General features: G+C 71.0%; 17 protein-coding genes and 1 pseudogene. 12 read left to right on the top strand and 6 right to left on the bottom strand.

Annotated features, from left to right (window positions below):
* Positions 1 to 25: 25 nt before the first annotated feature.
* Positions 26 to 556 (bottom strand): cell wall protein, encoded by a 531-nt coding sequence (locus K8640_RS34555; RefSeq protein WP_223750973.1) that lies wholly within the window; start codon positions 554 to 556, stop codon positions 26 to 28.
* A 193-nt stretch (positions 557 to 749) separates the two neighbouring features.
* Positions 750 to 1247 carry a hemerythrin domain-containing protein gene (locus tag K8640_RS34550; protein ID WP_223750972.1) on the bottom strand — a complete coding sequence of 166 codons (498 nt, stop codon included), beginning with the start codon at positions 1245 to 1247 and terminating at the stop codon, positions 750 to 752.
* 322 nt (positions 1248 to 1569) lie between these two features.
* On the opposite strand from K8640_RS34550, the gene K8640_RS34545 reads away from it, so the two are divergent.
* The 4 genes from K8640_RS34545 (at position 1570) to K8640_RS34530 (ending at position 5107) form a co-directional block, all read left to right on the top strand.
* Positions 1570 to 2292: a lysophospholipid acyltransferase family protein gene (locus K8640_RS34545; protein ID WP_223750971.1), complete on the top strand. Its 723-nt coding sequence runs from the start codon at positions 1570 to 1572 to the stop codon at positions 2290 to 2292.
* Complete coding sequence (locus K8640_RS34540) at positions 2285 to 3184, top strand: alpha/beta fold hydrolase (RefSeq protein ID WP_223750970.1); 900 nt, start codon at positions 2285 to 2287, stop codon at positions 3182 to 3184. The genes K8640_RS34545 and K8640_RS34540 overlap by 8 nt, the downstream gene beginning before the upstream one ends.
* Positions 3181 to 4119, top strand: a complete 939-nt coding sequence (locus K8640_RS34535) for a proline dehydrogenase family protein (protein WP_223750969.1) — start codon at positions 3181 to 3183, stop codon at positions 4117 to 4119. The genes K8640_RS34540 and K8640_RS34535 overlap by 4 nt, the downstream gene beginning before the upstream one ends.
* 172 nt (positions 4120 to 4291) lie before the next feature.
* Positions 4292 to 5107, top strand: a complete 816-nt coding sequence (locus K8640_RS34530) for a hypothetical protein (protein WP_223750968.1) — start codon at positions 4292 to 4294, stop codon at positions 5105 to 5107.
* Positions 5108 to 5182: 75 nt separating this feature from the next.
* On the opposite strand, the gene K8640_RS34525 is transcribed toward K8640_RS34530, so the two are convergent.
* Entirely contained in the window at positions 5183 to 5746 is a 564-nt protein-coding gene (locus K8640_RS34525) for a hypothetical protein (RefSeq protein ID WP_223750967.1), read from the bottom strand.
* Positions 5747 to 6336: 590 nt separating this feature from the next.
* Between K8640_RS34525 and amrB the strand changes: the two genes are divergently transcribed.
* Entirely contained in the window at positions 6337 to 7125 is a 789-nt protein-coding gene (amrB, locus tag K8640_RS34520) for an AmmeMemoRadiSam system protein B (RefSeq protein WP_223750966.1), read from the top strand.
* Between the two features lies 1 nt (position 7126).
* Here amrB and K8640_RS34515 read toward each other — a convergent pair whose 3' ends face one another.
* Positions 7127 to 7741, bottom strand: coding sequence for a TIGR02265 family protein (locus K8640_RS34515; protein ID WP_223750965.1), 615 nt, complete (start codon positions 7739 to 7741; stop codon positions 7127 to 7129).
* 158 nt (positions 7742 to 7899) lie between these two features.
* Complete coding sequence (locus tag K8640_RS34510) at positions 7900 to 8229, bottom strand: DUF3817 domain-containing protein (protein WP_046717183.1); 330 nt, start codon at positions 8227 to 8229, stop codon at positions 7900 to 7902.
* 194 nt (positions 8230 to 8423) lie between these two features.
* Between K8640_RS34510 and K8640_RS34505 the strand changes: the two genes are divergently transcribed.
* Positions 8424 to 8828 carry a hypothetical protein gene (locus K8640_RS34505; protein ID WP_223750964.1) on the top strand — a complete coding sequence of 135 codons (405 nt, stop codon included), beginning with the start codon at positions 8424 to 8426 and terminating at the stop codon, positions 8826 to 8828.
* Positions 8825 to 9988, top strand: coding sequence for a hypothetical protein (locus K8640_RS34500; RefSeq protein ID WP_223750963.1), 1164 nt, complete (start codon positions 8825 to 8827; stop codon positions 9986 to 9988). The genes K8640_RS34505 and K8640_RS34500 overlap by 4 nt, the downstream gene beginning before the upstream one ends.
* An 8-nt stretch (positions 9989 to 9996) precedes the next feature.
* Here the strand turns inward: K8640_RS34500 and K8640_RS34495 are convergent, their stop codons facing one another.
* Positions 9997 to 10614, bottom strand: a complete 618-nt coding sequence (locus K8640_RS34495) for a molybdenum cofactor guanylyltransferase (RefSeq protein WP_223750962.1) — start codon at positions 10612 to 10614, stop codon at positions 9997 to 9999.
* Positions 10615 to 11245: 631 nt separating this feature from the next.
* Here K8640_RS34495 and glp point away from each other — a divergent pair.
* The 5 genes and pseudogenes from glp (at position 11246) to wzx (ending at position 17482) form a co-directional block, all read left to right on the top strand.
* The gene (gene glp, locus K8640_RS34490; protein ID WP_223750961.1) at positions 11246 to 12508 is read left to right on the top strand and encodes a gephyrin-like molybdotransferase Glp; all 1263 of its coding nucleotides are present in this window, start codon (positions 11246 to 11248) and stop codon (positions 12506 to 12508) included.
* 97 nt (positions 12509 to 12605) lie between these two features.
* Positions 12606 to 13004: pseudogene (gene mobB / locus K8640_RS43335) on the top strand (molybdopterin-guanine dinucleotide biosynthesis protein B); the annotation flags it as partial.
* A 114-nt stretch (positions 13005 to 13118) separates the two neighbouring features.
* Positions 13119 to 13988 (top strand): formate dehydrogenase accessory sulfurtransferase FdhD, encoded by an 870-nt coding sequence (locus K8640_RS43330; RefSeq protein WP_370640429.1) that lies wholly within the window; start codon positions 13119 to 13121, stop codon positions 13986 to 13988.
* A gap of 339 nt (positions 13989 to 14327) precedes the next feature.
* Entirely contained in the window at positions 14328 to 15821 is a 1494-nt protein-coding gene (epsZ, locus tag K8640_RS34480) for an exopolysaccharide biosynthesis polyisoprenyl-phosphate hexose-1-phosphate transferase EpsZ (RefSeq protein WP_141329052.1), read from the top strand.
* Positions 15822 to 15931: 110 nt separating this feature from the next.
* Positions 15932 to 17482 carry an exopolysaccharide biosynthesis flippase gene (gene wzx / locus K8640_RS34475; RefSeq protein ID WP_223750959.1) on the top strand — a complete coding sequence of 517 codons (1551 nt, stop codon included), beginning with the start codon at positions 15932 to 15934 and terminating at the stop codon, positions 17480 to 17482.
* Positions 17483 to 17491 lie beyond the last annotated feature (9 nt).

Genomic DNA, 17491 nt, shown 5'->3' with positions numbered 1-17491 from the left:
CCGGGCCGGGGCAGCGTGCCGCTGTTTAACCGTTCGCGGCTTGCGCTGCTGCTGCCAGGGCCTTCGACGCGGCGCGGCCACGCGGAAGCTTGATGTCCTCGACGCTGTCAGCGGGGGCGTAATCCACCCACGCGGAGGGCCGGCGGTTGGTCTTCTCCAGCATGCGCAGCTTCTGGTAGTGCGCCGCGCAGTAGCCCTTGGTCCGGCTGGGCTTGCCGCAGCCGACGATGGCGCACGCGCGCGAGCCATCCGCCGCCGCCGCCGCGGGCTTGCGACCCCGGCGCTTGCCGCCCACGGGGGCCGCCGCGCTCACCGCGCCACGCGCCGCCGCCGCCGGACGACCCACGGCCTTGCGACCGGGCTTCGCCGCGGGCAGCTGGGCGCCGAACAGGGGACCCACCACCTCGGCCAGGGGAGCCAGCCGCTCCGCCACGTTGCGCAGCGCATCCAGATCCGCCGTCCCGGACTCCAGGCGGGAGACCACGTCGCGCAGCGGCTTGAGCTGGACCTCGATTTCGTTACGGATCATGTCCCGAAACGCTTTATCCACGGACATTCGTTCAATCCTCGTCTTGGCTAGTCTGGGTGTTGAAGGTCTGGAAGGGGGAGTTGATTTGTGAAGCCGTCCATACCCATACCTTCCAATTTAGGATTTGTCTAAAGGAAGCGATAAAAGGTGTGACTGAAGGACGTATCACCCCCCCCGCCGTCCCAGGTCGGGTCCCATTCCAGTGAGGCGGGAACGGCGCTCAACCCTCCCAGCGCAGGTCATCCAGGAAGGGTCCGGAGCCCGAGAAACCGGCCTCGGAGCCCGAGGAGCGCGTGTCCCGCCGGCACCGGGACAGCTCCTGGGCGAGCGCCTGTTGCTCGCGTGGAGCCATCACCGCGGTGAGCCGGGGCAGCAATGAGGACTCCACTTCTTGGAGATGCGCGACCCACAGGTCCTCGAGCGTGAGGAAGCGGGCCTGCCATTCCGCGCTCTGGAGGGGATGCTCCTCCAGCTCATCCAACAGCTCATGCATGGCCTGCCGATCCCCGGCCTGCTGCCGACCCCGGGCACGCCCCTCCACCCGGGTCACCCAGGGCTGAAGACAGCGCTCCTCCAGCCAGAGGTGGTGTCGCAACAGCGCCACCAGCTCCCGCACGACACCGGATGACCCAGACTCATCGTCCCCCGCGCCCAGGGCCTCGAAGCGCTCCTCGAGCTCCCGGTGCTGCTCGACGAGGATGTCGAAAGGGCCTCCCATCCCTGAACCATCTGCACGACGGGGCAGGCAGACAACCAAAGGCGGGCTTCATCCTCACATTATCGAAACTCAAACGATGGGTGGATCGAACGTTCGACAGGGGTGAAACAACCACATGGAATCGTGCCGTATCCGGGGGCTGAAAGCCCATGGGGGTCGACGCCAAGCGTTGCCTACTCAAAGCAACCTGGGGGGTGGGCCGGGAGCATCCCCCCGGGGACGGTGCGTGGGTTTGGGGCGTCTGGGGACATGGAGTCCAGGGGCCCGACTGCCCGGCCGGTCCGGCTGACGTGGCGCCCGGGCGTCTCCATGATGTGTCCCCGTGGAAGCCTCGCTCGCCACCGTGCGCAGGGCCGTGTTCCGCCTCGCCGAGCGGGGGGCGGCGCTGTCGGCGCTCTACCATCGCGCGCGACTGGTGGGGGCCGAGCACGTGCCGACCCGGGGCCCCGTGCTGTTGGTGGGAAACCATGGCGTCTGGGGTTACGAGACACCGGCCTTCTTCCACCTGCTGCACCGGGCGACGGGACGCCGGGCGCTGGGGCTGGCCGAGCGCGGCTTCTTCCGCATCCCCGTCATCCGCACGGTGTTGCCGTGGCTGGGCGGGGTGGAGGGGACGAAGGACAACGCGCTGGCGGCGCTGAAGGAGGGGGCGCTGGTGGTGTGCTACCCCGGCGGCGCGCGCGAGGTCTTCAAGCGTCCTCCGGGCCGCTATCAGCTCCGGTGGGAGCAGGCCCTGGGCTTCGCGCACGTGGCGGCGCGCGCGGGGGTGCCGGTGGTGCCCTTCGCGGGCTTCGGGGTGGATGACACGTTCCTGTTTCCCCCGGGCGAGGCGAAGCTGGGCGTGCGGCTCACCGACGAGGAGAAGTACCGCGTGCCCCTGCTCGTGGGGTTGGGGCCGCTGCCCTTTCCGGTGCGGCTGACCTTCGCGCTGGGAAGCCCGCACATGCCGCCGCCGGCCGGAGCCTCCGAGTCCCGCCTGCGTGCGTTTCGCGACCGCGTGGCCACGAGCGTGCACCGGTTGATGGTGAAGGCCCGCCATGCTTGAGCCGCCCTCCTCTTCCCTGCAGCGCCGTCGCGCGGCACCGCTCGTCCCGGACGTGGAGGACATCCCCTCCGGCTACGAGCGACTGGTATGCGAGGAGCGCCCGGTGAAGGGGACGTCGGTGCGGCTGTTCACCTTTCCCGACGGCGACACGGACCCATCGCGCACCGTGGTGTGTCTGCCGGGCCTGGGCGCCAGTGGCCGCTCCTTCGCGCCGATGGAGCCCTTGTCCCGCCTGTTCCGTCTGCTGTTGTGGACGCCGCCCCTGCACACGCCGGCCACGCACTCGCCGCTCGCGTGGAACCTGGCCGTGCTGGACCATGTCGAGGCGCGGCTGCCGGAGCGCTTCGCGTTGGTGGGCTCGTCCTACGGGAGCCTGCTGTCCATCGCCTTCGCGCTGGCGCATCCGGAGCGGGTGCGGGCGCTGGTGCTCGTGTCTCCCGTGGCCAGCGTGCGTCGGGTGAGGCGGCTGGCGGTGTCGCTGTCGACGCTGGTGCGCGCGCCTCGGCCGCTGGCGTACCTGGTGGCGCCCATGGTGGCGCGGGTGCTGGGGGGCGCGCGGCTGCCGCCCGAGGGGCGCGCGGAAATCGTGCGCGAGGCGCGGAGGCTGACGCCCCTGGAGCTCTTGCGTCGACTGAGGGACGTGCTGGCCGCGGACTTCCATCCCCGGCTGCACGAGCTGCGCGTGCCCACGCTCGTCATCCAGGGCGGCCGGGATTTGCTGGTGCCGCCCGAGGCCGCGGTGGACGTGGCCCGGCACATCCCCGGAGCGCGGCTGGAGCTGCTGCGCGACGCGAGCCACCTGCCGTACATGAGCCACCCGGAGGCGTTCAACGCCCTCGTGGGGGCCTTCCTCGAGGAGTATGGGGTCGCCCCCCGGGAGCTGCGTGGATGAGCGCCATCGCCGAACAGTGGTCTCGCGGAGCGCTGATGTTCCTGTCGCGGCGGACGGGCCTGAAGGACTGGGCCACGCGGCTGCCTCCGCTGAAGAAGCTGTCGCGGCGCTTCGTCGCGGGCGAGACGCTCGACGAGGCGATGGACGCGGTGAAGGCGCTCACCGCGCAAGGGCTGTCGGCGTCCTTCGACCACCTCAACGAGGCGGTGAAGGACGCGGCGGAGACCCGCGAGGAGGTGCGCGAGTACCGCCGGCTGCTCGCGCGCATCGACCAGACGGGGGTGCGGGCCAACGTGTCGCTGAAGCTGACGCAGTGCGGGCTGCTGCTCGATGAAGCGCTGGCGCTGGAGAACGCGCGACAGGTGGTGGCGGACGCCACGTCACGCGGCTCGTTCGTGCGCATCGACATGGAGCACGGCGCGGTGACGCAGGTCACGCTGGACATCGTGCGAAAGCTCCACGCGGAGTTCGGAGAGCCACACGTGGGCGCGGTGCTGCAGAGCTGCCTGCGGCGCACGGAGGCGGACACCCGCGCGCTGTGCGATGAGCGGGTGCGCATCCGTCTGTGCAAGGGCGCCTATCTGGAGAGCGAGGCCATCGCCTATCCAGACAAGGCGGACGTGGACGCGAGCTTCGTGCGGTGCATGAGGGTGCTGCTCGACAGCGGCGTGTATCACGGCATCGCCACGCACGATGAGCGGATGATTGACGCGACGCTGGAGCACGCCGCGCGGCGCGGGCTGCCTCGCGGTGCGTTCGAATTCCAGATGCTCCACGGCATCCGCGCGGACCTGCAACGACAGCTCGCGGACCAGGGGCATCCGGTGCGCGTGTATGTCCCGTACGGCCGCCACTGGTATCCCTATCTCATGCGCCGCATGGCCGAGCGCCCGGCGAACCTGGCCTTCGTGCTGAAGAACCTCGCGCGAGGTTGAAGCGGACACCGCCCCCCTCGTGGCCGATTGAACAGACGTCCCGTCCGCGAGTCGTGAGCGCTCAGGATTCGCGGGCCGCGTGCGTCCTCCTCCCACGGGAATTCCTGTCGTCCCGCCACCACGACGCCGTGCCAGGACACCCGGGTGCGCCGCACCCGGCAGGGGGAAGCACATGGCCATCATCCATCTCCGATTCCGGAGCCGTGCTCGCGCGTGCGGCGCGCTCCTCTTCGCCCTCGGGCTCGCGTGCGCGGGAGGCGGCACGGGCGGCTCGGGTCGACCCGACGTGTTCGTCGAGCAGGACGCGGCCCGACTCCACGAGGCGCGGCAGGTCGCCGTGCGCGTGGCGGCGCTGGCCGGCACCGTGCGCGAGGTCGGCGCCAGGCTGGAGCTCACGTTCTGGTCGGAGCAGGGCGCGCTGACGCTGGTGGGCTACCAGGCCCAGGAGCGCGGCGGACGCGCGGGCCGTCCCGTGGACGCCGCGGAGCTCCAGCGGCAGGTGGCCACGCGGCTCCTGTCCACCACGCAACAGCCGCCGGGGGAGGTGGTGCTGACGCTGGAGCGCGGGGCCTCCTCGTGGCGGGTGGAGCCGCCCCTCCTGCTCCCGGCCGAGCGTCCCCTGGGAGCCCGCCGCGCCCCGGGCCGACGCGAGGCCGGAACGCCCGAGCCCGGCGCCGTGGTGGAGGGCCTGAAGAAGCTGCTCGCGCCGGTGCGAGTGCCGGCGGGAGGCAGCGCGTGGGCGGACGTGACGGTGCGCCTGCGGGACGGCCGCGTGGTGGGCTGGGGGCTGAAGGACTGGCGCGAGCTGCGGGGTGGCCGGGACGACGCGACGCGACCGGTGTCCCGAAGGGTGCTGGAGGAGACGGCCTCCGTGCTGCTGCTCCATGCGCCGGCGACGGGGGAGCGCTCGCTGCAGCTGGGGCTGCGTCTGGTGCACGAGCCGGGCGCGGCGGCGGCGGCGGGCTGGGTGGAGGTGGCGGCCCCTTGAACGACACGAGCCCCGACGCGCGGTGGAGACGTCCAACCGTGCGCGGGGCCCGTGGGTCCTGCCGACGACTGCCGACTAGAAGTAGCCGCCGAGCGTGGTCGCCACGCCGAACGTCACGTCCACGTCGTCACCCAGGCCGATGGCCAGACGGGGGCCGGCGCCGATGAAGAAGTGGCTGGTGACGTGGTACAGGAACGGCGCGTAGCCATCCAGGATGACGGTGGACGCAGCCCCCGTCCCGTCCTGCGTGGCGATGATGTCGTCACCGACGAACAGCGTCACGCCGGCCTTCGGCCACACGGAGATCTTCTCCGCCAGCGCGATGTTGTAGCCCACGCGCCCGCCGATACCGAAGGCGGCCACCGTGTCTCCCTCACCGAAGAGCACGCGCAGCTGCACGTTGGCTCCGACGGAGAGGTTCTCCTTGAGGAAGTAATCGGCGCTCGGCGCGATGTGGAAGTAGCCGTACCCCGCACCCTCCGTCGTGTAGCCCAGGTTACCGAACGCATCCGAGCTGACGACAATCTGCCCGGCGTTCCCGAAGCTGCCCGAACCGCCACCCGTCTCCTGCGCGCTCGCCGTCGACGCCACCATCAACCCTGCCGCCACGGCCATCGCCTGCCACTGATTTGCCTTCATGAAGCGTCCCTCCGTTGCGTTAGCCCGCGGTCATTCCCGGGCGCTCGGCGGCCCCTTCTAGTCAATGGGCGAAAGCGTGCATCCTTTTTTCGTTCTTCATGTGTCGGCTATCGCATCACCACTCCTTGAGAATTCGCGCAGGAGCGTACGACCAGGGGCCCATGGCCCCGGAGAACGGGGAGTTGGCGGAGGCCTCCCGCGGTGGGCGCGCGCGGTGGGGCCCGGCGTGAGACATCGCTGAGACACGGCGCGGAGCACACGCGTCACGCCGCGAGCCCGCGGACGAGAAGGCACGGCCGGGCGGAGGAGTCATGGTTCCCGGCCGGCCTCCCCATTCGCGAAGTCCCGCGCACCAGGCGGCCCTGACCGCCCGGGAGGAGTGCGCGGCACGAAGCGTTGGATAGCAATCACCGAGCCACCCGCGTGCCCGGGCGAAATCAATCCCTTGTCACCCCGGGGCCCTCGGCGGACGCGCGGAGGTGGGACCCGCTCATCCCAGAAGCGAACAGTCTTGCAATGATTGGCATGACTGACGTTGCCGTGCTTCTTTAGGATTCCAGCAGGTGCCCCGTTCGCGGTGGGAGGGGACCATGCCTCGAGTGCGCACGCCCGCGGTCGCGGGCTCCTTCTATCCGGCCCAGCCCTCCACGCTGTCCACCCAGCTGGACACGTGGCTGGAGCAGGCGCGTGTGCCGGGGGACGCGTCGCCCGCGGCGCTCATCGTCCCCCATGCCGCGTATGTCTATTCCGGCGGGGTGGCGGCGGCGGCCTACGCCACGCTGTGGCCGCGCCGCGCCGCGCGCACGCGGGTGTTGCTGCTGGGCCCCAGCCACTTCGTCCCCCTGCGGGGCGTGGCGTATCCGGAGGTGGACCTGCTGTGCACGCCCCTGGGGGACGTGCGGCTGGACGAAGGGCTGCGCGAGCGGGCCATGCGGCTGCCCCAGGTGACGGCGTCGACGGGAGCGCACGAGGCGGAGCACGGCTTGGAGGTACAGCTCCCGTTCCTGCAGCGGGTGCTGGAGCACTTCACGGTGCTGCCGCTGGTGGTGGGCCGGGGCGCGTCGGACCAGGCGGCGCAGGTGCTGGAGGCGCTGTGGGACGAGGACGTGCTGCCCGTCATCACGTCGGACCTGTCGCATCACCTGCCCTACGAGCAGGCCGCGCGGGCGGACCGGGTGACGGCGGCGCGGGTGCTGTCGTTGGAGGAGCCGCTGGACGCGGGGAGCGCGTGTGGCGCGGAGGCCATCAACGGGCTCTTGCGCGTGGCGAAGCGGCGGGCGCTGCGGCCCCGGATGGTGGCGCTGCGCAGCTCCGGGGATGCGTTCGGCGCGCACGAAGGCGTGGTGGGCTACGGGGCCTTCGTGTTCGACGCGCCGTGAGTCAGTCGTCCCAGGAGAGGGTGTACTCGCTGTCGAGCAGCGACGTCTGGCGGCCCCGCACCTGGATGTCCTGGGCGCCCACGGCCTGGAGCGCGCCCTCGAGCATGCCCTCGTTGTAGGCGACGGGGGTGAAGATGCGGCGCATGTGGATGCGGCCCGCGCGGGCGCTGGTCCACTCCACCACCAGCTCACCGAAGTCGATGGCCATGCGGTAGGCCTCCGGCAGCATGTTGACCAGTTGCTTCGGGTCGCCGCCCACCTGCTGGCGCACCTCCGAGCCGAACATGGAGTGCACGAAGGCGAGCGTGCCCTGGACGCCAATCTGGCGCATGGCCTCCTCGAAGCCGCCCAGCTGGGGCGCGAGCAGGTGGGCCGCAGCGAAGAACAGCCGCATGAAGGGCGGCACCGGGTACAGCTCGGTGGGGTCCAGGTCCGCGGGCATGTCGCCCGCGTCGACGATGCGCTTCACCGCCTGCTCACCGCCCAGGAAGCGCACGGTGTCCAGCACGGCGGCGAAGTGCATGCCGCGGATGTGCTCGGAGGGCTGCACGAGCGCGAGCCGCGCATCCAGCTCGCGCTGGACGTCCTCAGGCGTGTTCCAGATGCCGCGTTCCATGTGAGCCGACCTCCACCGTGAAAAAATCCGCGCGGAATGCTCGCACAGCTTGCTCGCGCGCGCGAACTCCTTGGAGGGCTCGCGCCCGCTCCGCGTGGAGCACGAGCCGACGTGTGAGGTCGGGTGACGCCCTCGGCGGAGCCTCCAGCGCTCTGGGTTCAGGAACCCAGGGGGCCGGCGGCACGGGGGGTGGTGGAGGCTTCCTCTTTCCGGAGCTTCGCGTCGAGCAGGAAGTTGCCGAACGGCACCAGCGACGCGCCGAACGCGAACACCACGCGCGAGAAGGACCAGCGCAGGGCGATGGCCACCTCCATCAGCGCGAAGAGGTACAGCACGAACAACAGCCCGTGGGCCATGCCCGCGAAGCGCACCGCCAGGGGCATCCCCGCCGCGTACTTCAGGGGCATCGCGATGAACAGCAGCGCGATGAAGGACAGGCCCTCCAGCAGGGCCACGGCGCGGAATCGTCCAAGAGGGGTCTTCAGCATGAGGGTCTCCTCGTCCTCTCTCCCACCCCCAGGCCTGTCCGTCCATGCGTCAGTGTGACGCACCCGGAGGCACGCTCGCCCGCCAGGTGTGCCCGGCGCGTACCCCGCCGCCTTCGAGCCGTGTCATGCCGGGCGCTAGAATGGACGGCGGGCAGGACGTCGGCGTCCACCCAGACCCACGAGGGGGGAACATCATGTCGGGAAACGACAAGCTGGAGTCCACCATCCAGGTGCCTCGCGCGGACCGGAAGGGGGCGAAGCTGGTGCTGGAGCGCCCCTCCGGCACGCTCAACACCGTGGCCATGCGGCTGGTGGTGAGCGGGAAGATGCAGGGCCAGGAGCGGCGGCAGCTGCACTCGGCGACCTTCGCGGGAGAGACCACGCTGCCCCTGCCGGATGACTTCCTGACCAGCGCGGCGCAGGGCTTCGTGCGCGTGGTGTTCTCCGTGGCCGACCCCGCGGGCGTGGGGGCGCGGTTCCTCCAGCGCGCCTCGCTCGTCTTCGAGAAGGGCGGCAAGGAGGCCCTCTGGGATGACTTCTCCCTGGAGAAGGGCTCGGTGGCGGACTTCATCACGCTGACCTGGACGGTGGTGGAATGAGGGCGGCGCTCGCGCTGCTCACGGCGCTCTGCGCGGGGGTCGCGAGTGCCCAGGCCACACCGCCGAAGCCGAACACGGTGGAGCTGGACTTCCCGAGCATCCTGCGCGGCGGCTCGGAGGCGGCCGCGGGGTTGGATGTCGCCACGGCGGGAGAGCTGGTGCACCCGGCGAACCCCACGGCCCTGGTGGCGAGCCTGCGCGGCGTGGGCGCGGTGCTGAATGGAACCCAGGCCTCGTTCGCGCTGCAGTTCAATCCCTACCTGCTCACCGAGGGCTTCGAGCGGCTCTACTCGGAGGCCGTCGCCTCCCGCAATTCGTCGCTCGTCACGCGGCTGCTCCAGGACACGGCCATCACGCTGGGCATCGGACAGGACACGCCGTTTCCGGACGCGGCGCCCCAGAAGGGCCGCTTCGCCACGGTGATGGCGGGTGTGTCCATGGACGTGCTCGGAGAGCGCAGCATCTACGGCGCGCGCTACAGCCAGTGCATCGCCAACGTGCTGGCGGACCCGACCCTGTACGAGTTCCCCGACAAGCCCCTGCCCGGGGACTACGACAGCGCGGAGGACTTCAGGAAGGCGGACGCCGAGTACCGGGTCGCGATGGAGGCCACGCGGCAGGCGGGCATCGCGCGAATCCGGCAGGGGCTCCCCGCGTGCACGAAGGAGTCGCGCGCGTCGTCCAGCGCGCTGTTCCTCTCGGCGGGGGGACGCTGGGTGACGCCGGGGCTCGAGTCGCAAGACGGGGATGGGGTCGCCATCCAGCGCGGGTTCGGCGCGGCCACGTTGGAGTTGTTGAGCGACGCGGACGCGAACCTGGAGGTGGCCCTGCAGGTCCGCGTGCTGCAGGAGCGCGCGCGGCCGGAGCTGTCGATGGAGAAGTGGGTGGACGTCGGCCTGTCGTTCGGCGTCGCGTCGCCGCGCTTCCAGCTCAAGCTGGAGGCGACCCAGTCCCTGCTGAAGCTGGGGGGCACGGAGTCGAGGCGGGCCAGCGTGGTGGCGAGCACGCGGGTGCGCCTGGGCGACAACTTCACGGTGGGCCTGGGCGTGCAGGGGCAAGGCGAGGACATGTCCGATGCGCTCGGACAGATTCGCCCCAGCCTCGTGCTCGACCTGGCGGAGCTGCCCACGCTGCTCCAGTCCGTGCCGACGCCGAGGTGAACCGTGGCTCACCGTGGCGGCAGCGAGACACCGTGCCGCGCGAGGTCCTCGGGGGTGTTGACGTTCACCAGGGAGCGCAGCGTGGGGTCCACCGCGCGCAGTGCGCTCTCGGGCAGGACCCGGGAGCGGAAGCGCGAGAGCAGCCGTCGCAAGGACGGGTCCTCCAGGAGCAGGGGCCTCCAGTGGGGCGCCAGCTCGGCGCGATACACGGCGAGGAGCGGCTCCATCCGTCCCTCGGCCTCGAAGCACACCGCGTCCACGTCCTCGCCGCGCGCGGCGAGCAGCACCCGCAGCGCCTCCAGCGACACGAAGGGCATGTCGCACGCCACGGTGACGACCCAGCGCGTGCGCGACGCCGTCAGCGCCGCGTGCACACCCCCTGGAGCGCCCTTGTCCGGGATCGGGTCCGCCACCGTGCGCAGGGCATATGCCGCGTAGGGAGCGGGGGCGTTCGCCACCAGGAGCACGTCGCCGAAGTGGGGGGACAGCGCGAGCTGCCGTGACAGCACGGTGCGCCCCTCGACCTCCAGCAGTCCCTTGGGCACGCCCGACAAGCGACGCCCCTGACCGCCCGCGATGATGGCGAGCGTCACGTCCGGGAACTCGGTGCCAGGGCGGGGGGCCATGAAGAAGGGCGCGTGTCCGGCGGAGGACCGTGGGGCCCGCGCGGCTGGAGCATGACATACGCCGGGGGCCTGTCGCGGACAGGTCCCGCGCTTCCACCTTCGGACCATGACGCAGGCCATCTCCGGGACACGTCTGCGCTGCTCATCGTGCCGTCGGGAGGCCGACCATCGTGGCCTGCAAGGCCTCCCGACAAGCGCACCGGGCGCGTCCCTCGGAAATCCCTCACCCAACACCCCGTGGAGCCACCCGCCAGACAGGATCCGCAACCCGACCGCTGGCCCCCGCGCCCGGCGAGGTGTCCATCCATCGTGGTCCGCAGGGCCTCCCGACAAGCGCACCGGGCGACCCTCGCTACTTCTTTTGAGTCAGGTGCCTGGTGAGTCTCTTCCTGCCCAGCACTCCGTCCGATGAACTTCGCATCCGCCGGTGTCGTGGTCTTCCACGCCTGGCCTCGCGTCGAGGCATCGCCCGAACCACCCTCCGGACGCCACGGCCAGTCCCCTGGCGGTCACCCACCAGCCAACGCCCTCCGGATGACGCACCGGCCCACGTCGTGTCCGGCAGGCGGGCAACCGTCACGGGGTACGATGGACAAGGCGCCGCTCCCTCGACGTAGTCTGCGCCGCGTCGATGCCGCTCACGTCCCTTCACACCGCCCGGCAGGCCGCGCTCGAAGCCCTCTCACCGACGGCTCCCGAGTCCGTGCTGCTGCTCGACGCCCACGGCCGCTTCCTCGCCGAGGACGTCCGCGCGGTGCGCTCGCTCCCCGGCTGCGACAACTCCGCGATGGATGGCTGGGCCGTGCGCGCCGAGGAGACCCGCGGCGCCAACCGGGACCGCCCTGCTCGACTCCGGGTCGTCGACACCGTCTACGCGGGCGCCCTGCCCTCGCGCGCGCTCCAGCCCGGAGAGGCGGCCCGCGTCTTCACCGGCGCGCCGATTCCCTCCGGCGCGGATGCCGTCATCCGACAAGAAGCCGCGCGCGCGACGGAGGACGGTCGCCACGTGGACCTCTTCATCACCGTCCCTCCGGGCCATGACATCCGCCGCACGGGCGAAGAGGTGCTCGCGGGCACGCTCCTGTTCAGCGCGGGTCAGCGCTTGAGCGCATCGGCGCTCGGGGTCCTCGCATCCCAGGGGGAGACCCACGTGCGCGTGAGGTCCGCGCCTCGTGTGGCGGTGCTCGCGACGGGGGACGAACTCATCCGCCCGGGCCAGCCCGCGCTCTCGCATCAGGTATACGAGAGCAACTTGATTCTGATAGCGGCGCTCGCTCGCGAGGCCGGCGCGGACGTGCGCCACCTCTCCCGCGCCCGTGATGACGAGCAGGCGCTGCGCGAGTCCATCGAGCACCTCGCGCCACAGGTCGATGTGCTCATCACCACCGGTGGGGCCTCGGTGGGAGACAAGGACCACGTCAAGCGGGTGCTCACGCGCCTGGGCGCGCGCTTTCTCGTGGACGGCGTGGCGCTCAAGCCGGGCAAGCCCGTGGCCGTGGCGAGGTTGGGCACCACCGCCGTCGTCGTGCTGCCGGGCAACCCGGGCGCGGCGAGCGTCGCGTTCGACCAGCTCGCGCGGCCCCTGCTGCTCCGGCACCAGGGAGTCCTCGAGCTGCGCCGCCGTGTCCGCGCGCGCCTGTCCGAGCCGCGCCACAAGCAGGCGGGCCTCACGTACCTCATCACCGCCCTGCTCGAACACGACGACACGGGCGCCCGCGCGGTGCTGCGCCCCCAGGGCGCCGGACAGATTCTCCAGAACGTCCAGGCGGATGGTTGGGCCGTCCTGCCTCCAGGCCAGGCCGACTTCGCCGAGGGAGACGTGGTCGAGGTGGAGCTGTTCGACCGTCCGACACATGTCGCCGTCGACGCCCCCACCGGGGGACAGCCCACATGAGCCGCGTCCCCACCATGCGCATCCACGTCGCCGAGGACGACCTCGCGCGCCGCATCCGCCCCACCCAGGTCGACGCCACGGCTGCGGGGCTCCACCCATGAGCCGAGTCCCCGCGGTGAGCATCATCGGCTGGTCCGGCGCCGGGAAGACGACGCTCCTCGCGCGCCTGCTCCCGGAGCTCGCCTCGCGCGGCCTGCGCGTCGCCGCCGTGAAGCACTCCTCCGACGCGCACCCGCTCCACCGCCCCGGCAGTGACACCGCGCGCTTCCAGCAGGCTGGCGCCGTGCTCACCGGCTTCGCCACCCCCGAGGGCGTCCAGCTCACCCACGACCCGGCCCCCGCGGACAGCCTGCCCACGCTCCTCTCCCGCCTCGTCGGACGCCTGGACCTCGCCCTCGTCGAGGGCTGGAAGGACGGCCCCCTGCCCAAGCTCGAGGTCTGGCGCGAGGGACTCGGCCCGCCCCTGGCTCCGTCACGGCCCGAGGTCTTCGCGCTCATCACCGACTCGCCCCCCCCGAGTCCCACCAGCCCACGAGTCCTCTCCCCCGAGGACCTCGGCGCCATCGCAGACGCGGTGCTCGAGCACCTGCGCCCGCCCCGCCCCGCCCCCCTGGCTCCCGCCGACGCGCGCGGCGTCGCCTCCAAGCCCGTGCGTCGCTGGAGCGGCGCCACCTTCCAGCCCACCGAGAACGACGCCCTCGCCGTCGAAGAGCCGCTCGAGCTTCGCGTGAATGGCGAATCACTCGTCACCACCATGCGCACCCCCGGACACGACCGGGAGCTCGCCGTGGGCTTCCTCCTCGCCGAGGGCCTCATCCGGGGCGCCGAGGACCTGGGCACCCTCGCCCACTGCGGACGGCCCGGAGAGGAAGGCTGGGGAAACGTGCTCGAAGTCACGCCCGCCCCAGGCGTCTTCCTCGACCCGGAGCCCCTGCGCGCCACCCGTCGCGGAACTCTCACCACCTCAGCATGTGGAGTGTGCGGGAGGCGCAGCGTCGAGGACCTGCTCACCGGCTGCACGCCCCTGCCGCCAGGCCCCGTGCTCTCCCCCTTCGCCGTGGCCCGCGCCACCGAGCGCCTGCGCGACGTGCAACGCAACTTCGCCCGCACCGGAGGCGTCCACGCCGCCGCCGCGCTCGACACCGAGGGGCGCCTGCTCGCCGCCTTCGAGGACGTGGGCCGACACAACGCCGTGGACAAGGTCGTCGGCGCGCTCGTCCTGGCGGGCACACTCCGCGCAAATCTCGCGCGCCCCGCCGATTTGACGCGTCAGCCCGCGCTCCTCGCCGTGAGCGGACGCGTCAGCTTCGAAATCATCCAGAAGGCCGTCCGCGCCCGAATCCCCGTCGTCGCGGGCGTTTCCGCGGCCACCACCCTGGCCGTGGACCTGGCCCTGCGTTCCGGCGTGACGCTGGCCACGTTCGTGCGGGACGGCCGCTTCAACGTCCACTCCCACGCGGAACGCCTGGCGGGCGCATAAACCCATGAATTCCCGGCGCACGTCTCGCATGCATCCAGCCCCCCCTCCACGCCCGTACCCCTTCACGTCAGACCGGCACCGTAGATGCAGTATCCCGCACGGCTCCTTCGCAGCGGGGAAGCGAAGGGAGCACTCCCGGTGTTCGCTGGGACCCCGTGAGATGCGACGAGAGTCGGATGATCCAAAGATTTCACACCATGTCACGTCTTACTCACGGTGCGGGGGGTTGCAACGCACCGCACAAGCATGGCAAAAAGCAGTTCTTTCCGACTTGAAGATTTTCAGCCTCAACGGCAGCCTCTATCTGGACTGAACACTCGGTCGAGCAGGTAGAGGGGGGTGGACACGATGAGCAGCGCAAGTACTGGTGCGGCGGTCGGTGCTCCTGGGTCGGCATCCGCTCAGGGCAACGTGGGGGTCGTCGCGGCGGAAGAGCAGGTTCCGGGGCCGAAGCTGGCGCCTGGCTTCGCGGCGAAGTTGAACCTGACGGTGGACCTGGTCCTGATGACGGTGGTCCTGACGGCCTCCGCGTGGATGGACGGCCAGCTGCGGGCGGAGCCCGGGTGGCTCTTGCCCGCCGTCGTGCTGGCGTCGCTGGTGGTGTGGATCATCACCGGCACGGCCCTGTGCCTGTACGACTCGCGCTTCGCCGAGCGCAGCCGGCTGGACCACGTCGCGCTGGTGTCGGTGACGACGCTCGCCGTGGTGACGGTGCTCGCGGTGGCGAACCTGGCCCTGCCGGAGACCCTGAAGGTCCCGGGCCTGGCGCCCCTGCTCATCCTGTTCTGGCCCGTGGCGCTCTTGCTGCGCCTGTTCGTCTTCCGTCCGGTGGCGGCGCAGGAGCGCCCCATGGACGCGGTGCTCATCGTCGGCACGGGGGCCATGGGCCGCTACTCCGGCGAGGACCTGACGCGCCGCGGCCGTCGGCAGATTCTGGGCTACGTGCGCTTCCACGACGACACGGGCTCCATCGGCGAGCTGCCCTCGAAGGTGCTCGGCACGGTGGATGACCTGGAGCACATCCTGCGCAACACGGCGGTGGACGAGGTCTACATCGCGGGCAACACGCTCAAGCAGGGCGAGGCGATGCAGGCCGCCATCAAGCTGGCCGAGCGCTTCGGCGTGCCCTTCGCGCTGCCGGCGCACACCTTCCGCCTGGACCGCGCGCGCCCCGTCGACAGCCGCGCCGTGGCGGACGGCTTCCTGCACTTCGCGGCGGTGAGCCCCAAGCCGCACCAGATGGCGATGAAGCGCCTGTTCGACATCTGCGTGTCCGCGGTGGCGCTGTGGATGCTGCTGCCGCTCCTGGGCTTCGTGGCGCTGATGGTGAAGCTCACGTCGAAGGGGCCCATCTTCTTCAAGCAGTACCGCGTCGGGCAGAACGGCAAGCCGTTCTACATGCTCAAGTTCCGCTCCATGGTGGTGAACGCGGAGGAGCTCAAGGAGAAGCTGGCCGCGCTCAACGAGCAGTCGGGCCCGGTCTTCAAGATGAAGAACGACCCGCGAATCACGGGCATCGGCCGCTTCATCCGCAAGTTCTCCATCGACGAGCTGCCCCAGTTCATCAACGTGCTGCGCGGGGAGATGAGCATCGTCGGCCCTCGGCCGCCGGTGCCCAGCGAGGTGGCCAAGTACGAGACGTGGCAGCGCCGCCGGCTGTCGGTGCGCCCGGGCCTGACGTGCATCTGGCAGGTCTCCGGCCGCAACCAGATTTCCTTCGAGGAGTGGATGTACCTGGACATGCAGTACATCGACCACTGGACGCTGACGAGCGACCTGCGCCTGCTGCTGCAGACGGTGCCGGTGGTCATCACGGGTCGCGGGGCCAGCTAGGCCTCCAGGCGACCTGACTTCCCGCGGGGGTGGCATTGACGTGCCGCCCCCGCTCGTCTTCTATGCACCCGGGCCGTCCGGCCGACGCCGGGAGCGCCCGACTCCCCACCGTGACTACCCACAGCGAATCCTCTCAGCAGAACGCCCAGGAGCATGAGCGCTCCCACGAGGCGATGGGCGCGGTGCGCAACGGCCTGCAGCTCGGCGGCTCGCTGCTGGTGACGTACGCCATCGCCTTCGGCATCCGTCCGCTGCTGACGCACTACCTGTCGCCGGAGGCCTTCGGGCGCTTCAACTGGGCGGACAGCTTCTCCGCCATCTTCTTCATCGCCACGAACCTGGGCCTGGAGATGTACATCCGCAAGGAGGTGTCGCGCAGGCCGGAGCACGCCAGCGACTTCTTCGGCGCCTCCATGCTGCTGCGGCTCATCCTCACCGTCGTGCTGATGGGCGCGCTGTCGCTCGTGATGGCGTGGCGCGAGGACCCGCCGGAGATGCGCGCGCTGGTGTACGTGTTCGGCGTCGCGCAGCTGCTCGTCATGTGCAACGCGTCCATGGCGGCGCTGCTGCACGCCAAGGGCAAGGTCGCGGGGCTGTCCATCTCCAACGTCGTCACCAAGGTGGTGTGGGGCGGCGGCCTGCTCGCGGTGGGGGTGCTGGGGCTGCCCTTGCCGTGGCTCGCGGTGCCCGTCGTCGCATCGGAGGCCATCAAGCTGGGCATCGGCTGGTACCTGGCGCGCGTGCACATGGGCCTGGTGTTCCGCGTGGACTTCCCCGCCACGTGGAAGGTGTGCAAGGCGGGCCTGCCCTACTTCCTCACCGCCGCGGCGCTCGCCACCAACGGACGGCTGGACATCATGATTCTGGGGATGCTCGGCAGCCACGAGGAGGTGGGCTGGTACTCCGCCGCGTGGAGCATCTCCAACGTCACCTTCGCGCTGAACCCCGTCATGGGCTGGGTGCTCCTGCCGCTCATGTCGCGCGCCGCCGCGCGCTCGGAGGAGGAGGTCAGCATCATCGCCCGCCGCGCGCTCGAGGGGACGCTCGCTGTGACGGTGCCCATGATGATGCTCATCGTGATGGGCGCGCCCTTGTGGATTGGCCTCCTGGGCCGCGACTACTCGCTGGCGGTCAACCTGCTGCGCCTGCAGTCGCCGCTGTTCGTGCTCGCGTTCGTGACGATGACGTGCGGCGCGTGGCTCACCATGACGAACCGCGAGTGGTGGGTGACGGGCACCAGCATCTTCGGCAGCCTGCTGCTCAACCCGCTGCTCAACCTGCTGCTCGTGCCCTGGCTGTACGCGAAGTACGGCGACGGCGGCGGCGCGGCGGGCACGGCGATTTCGCTGCTGCTGATGGAGGTGGTCATCACCATCATCATGCTCGGCCGCATGGGCCGCTCCGCGGTGGACCGGCGGCTGCTGGTGCGCGTGGCGAAGACGGCGGTGGTGTGCGTGGCCATCGTCGCGCTGGACCGCACGGTGCTCGCGCCGCTGTCCGACTGGCCGCGGCTCATCGTCGAGGCCTCGCTGTACGTCGTGGGGGTGCTGGCGCTCGGCGCGGTGAAGCCGGGCGAGGTGCTCGCGGTGGTGAAGCTGGCGCGCCGCCGAGGCAACCCCGAACCGGAGCCGGCCGTCGTGGCCGTCGCCCCCGCGCCCTGAAGGAGCCCC

It is taken from the genome of Myxococcus sp. XM-1-1-1, assembly GCF_020037095.1.
GTDB classification, from domain to species: domain Bacteria; phylum Myxococcota; class Myxococcia; order Myxococcales; family Myxococcaceae; genus Myxococcus; species Myxococcus fulvus.
The sequence above is the reverse complement of the archived record's forward strand: the minus strand, read 5'-3'. Positions and strand labels throughout refer to the sequence as shown.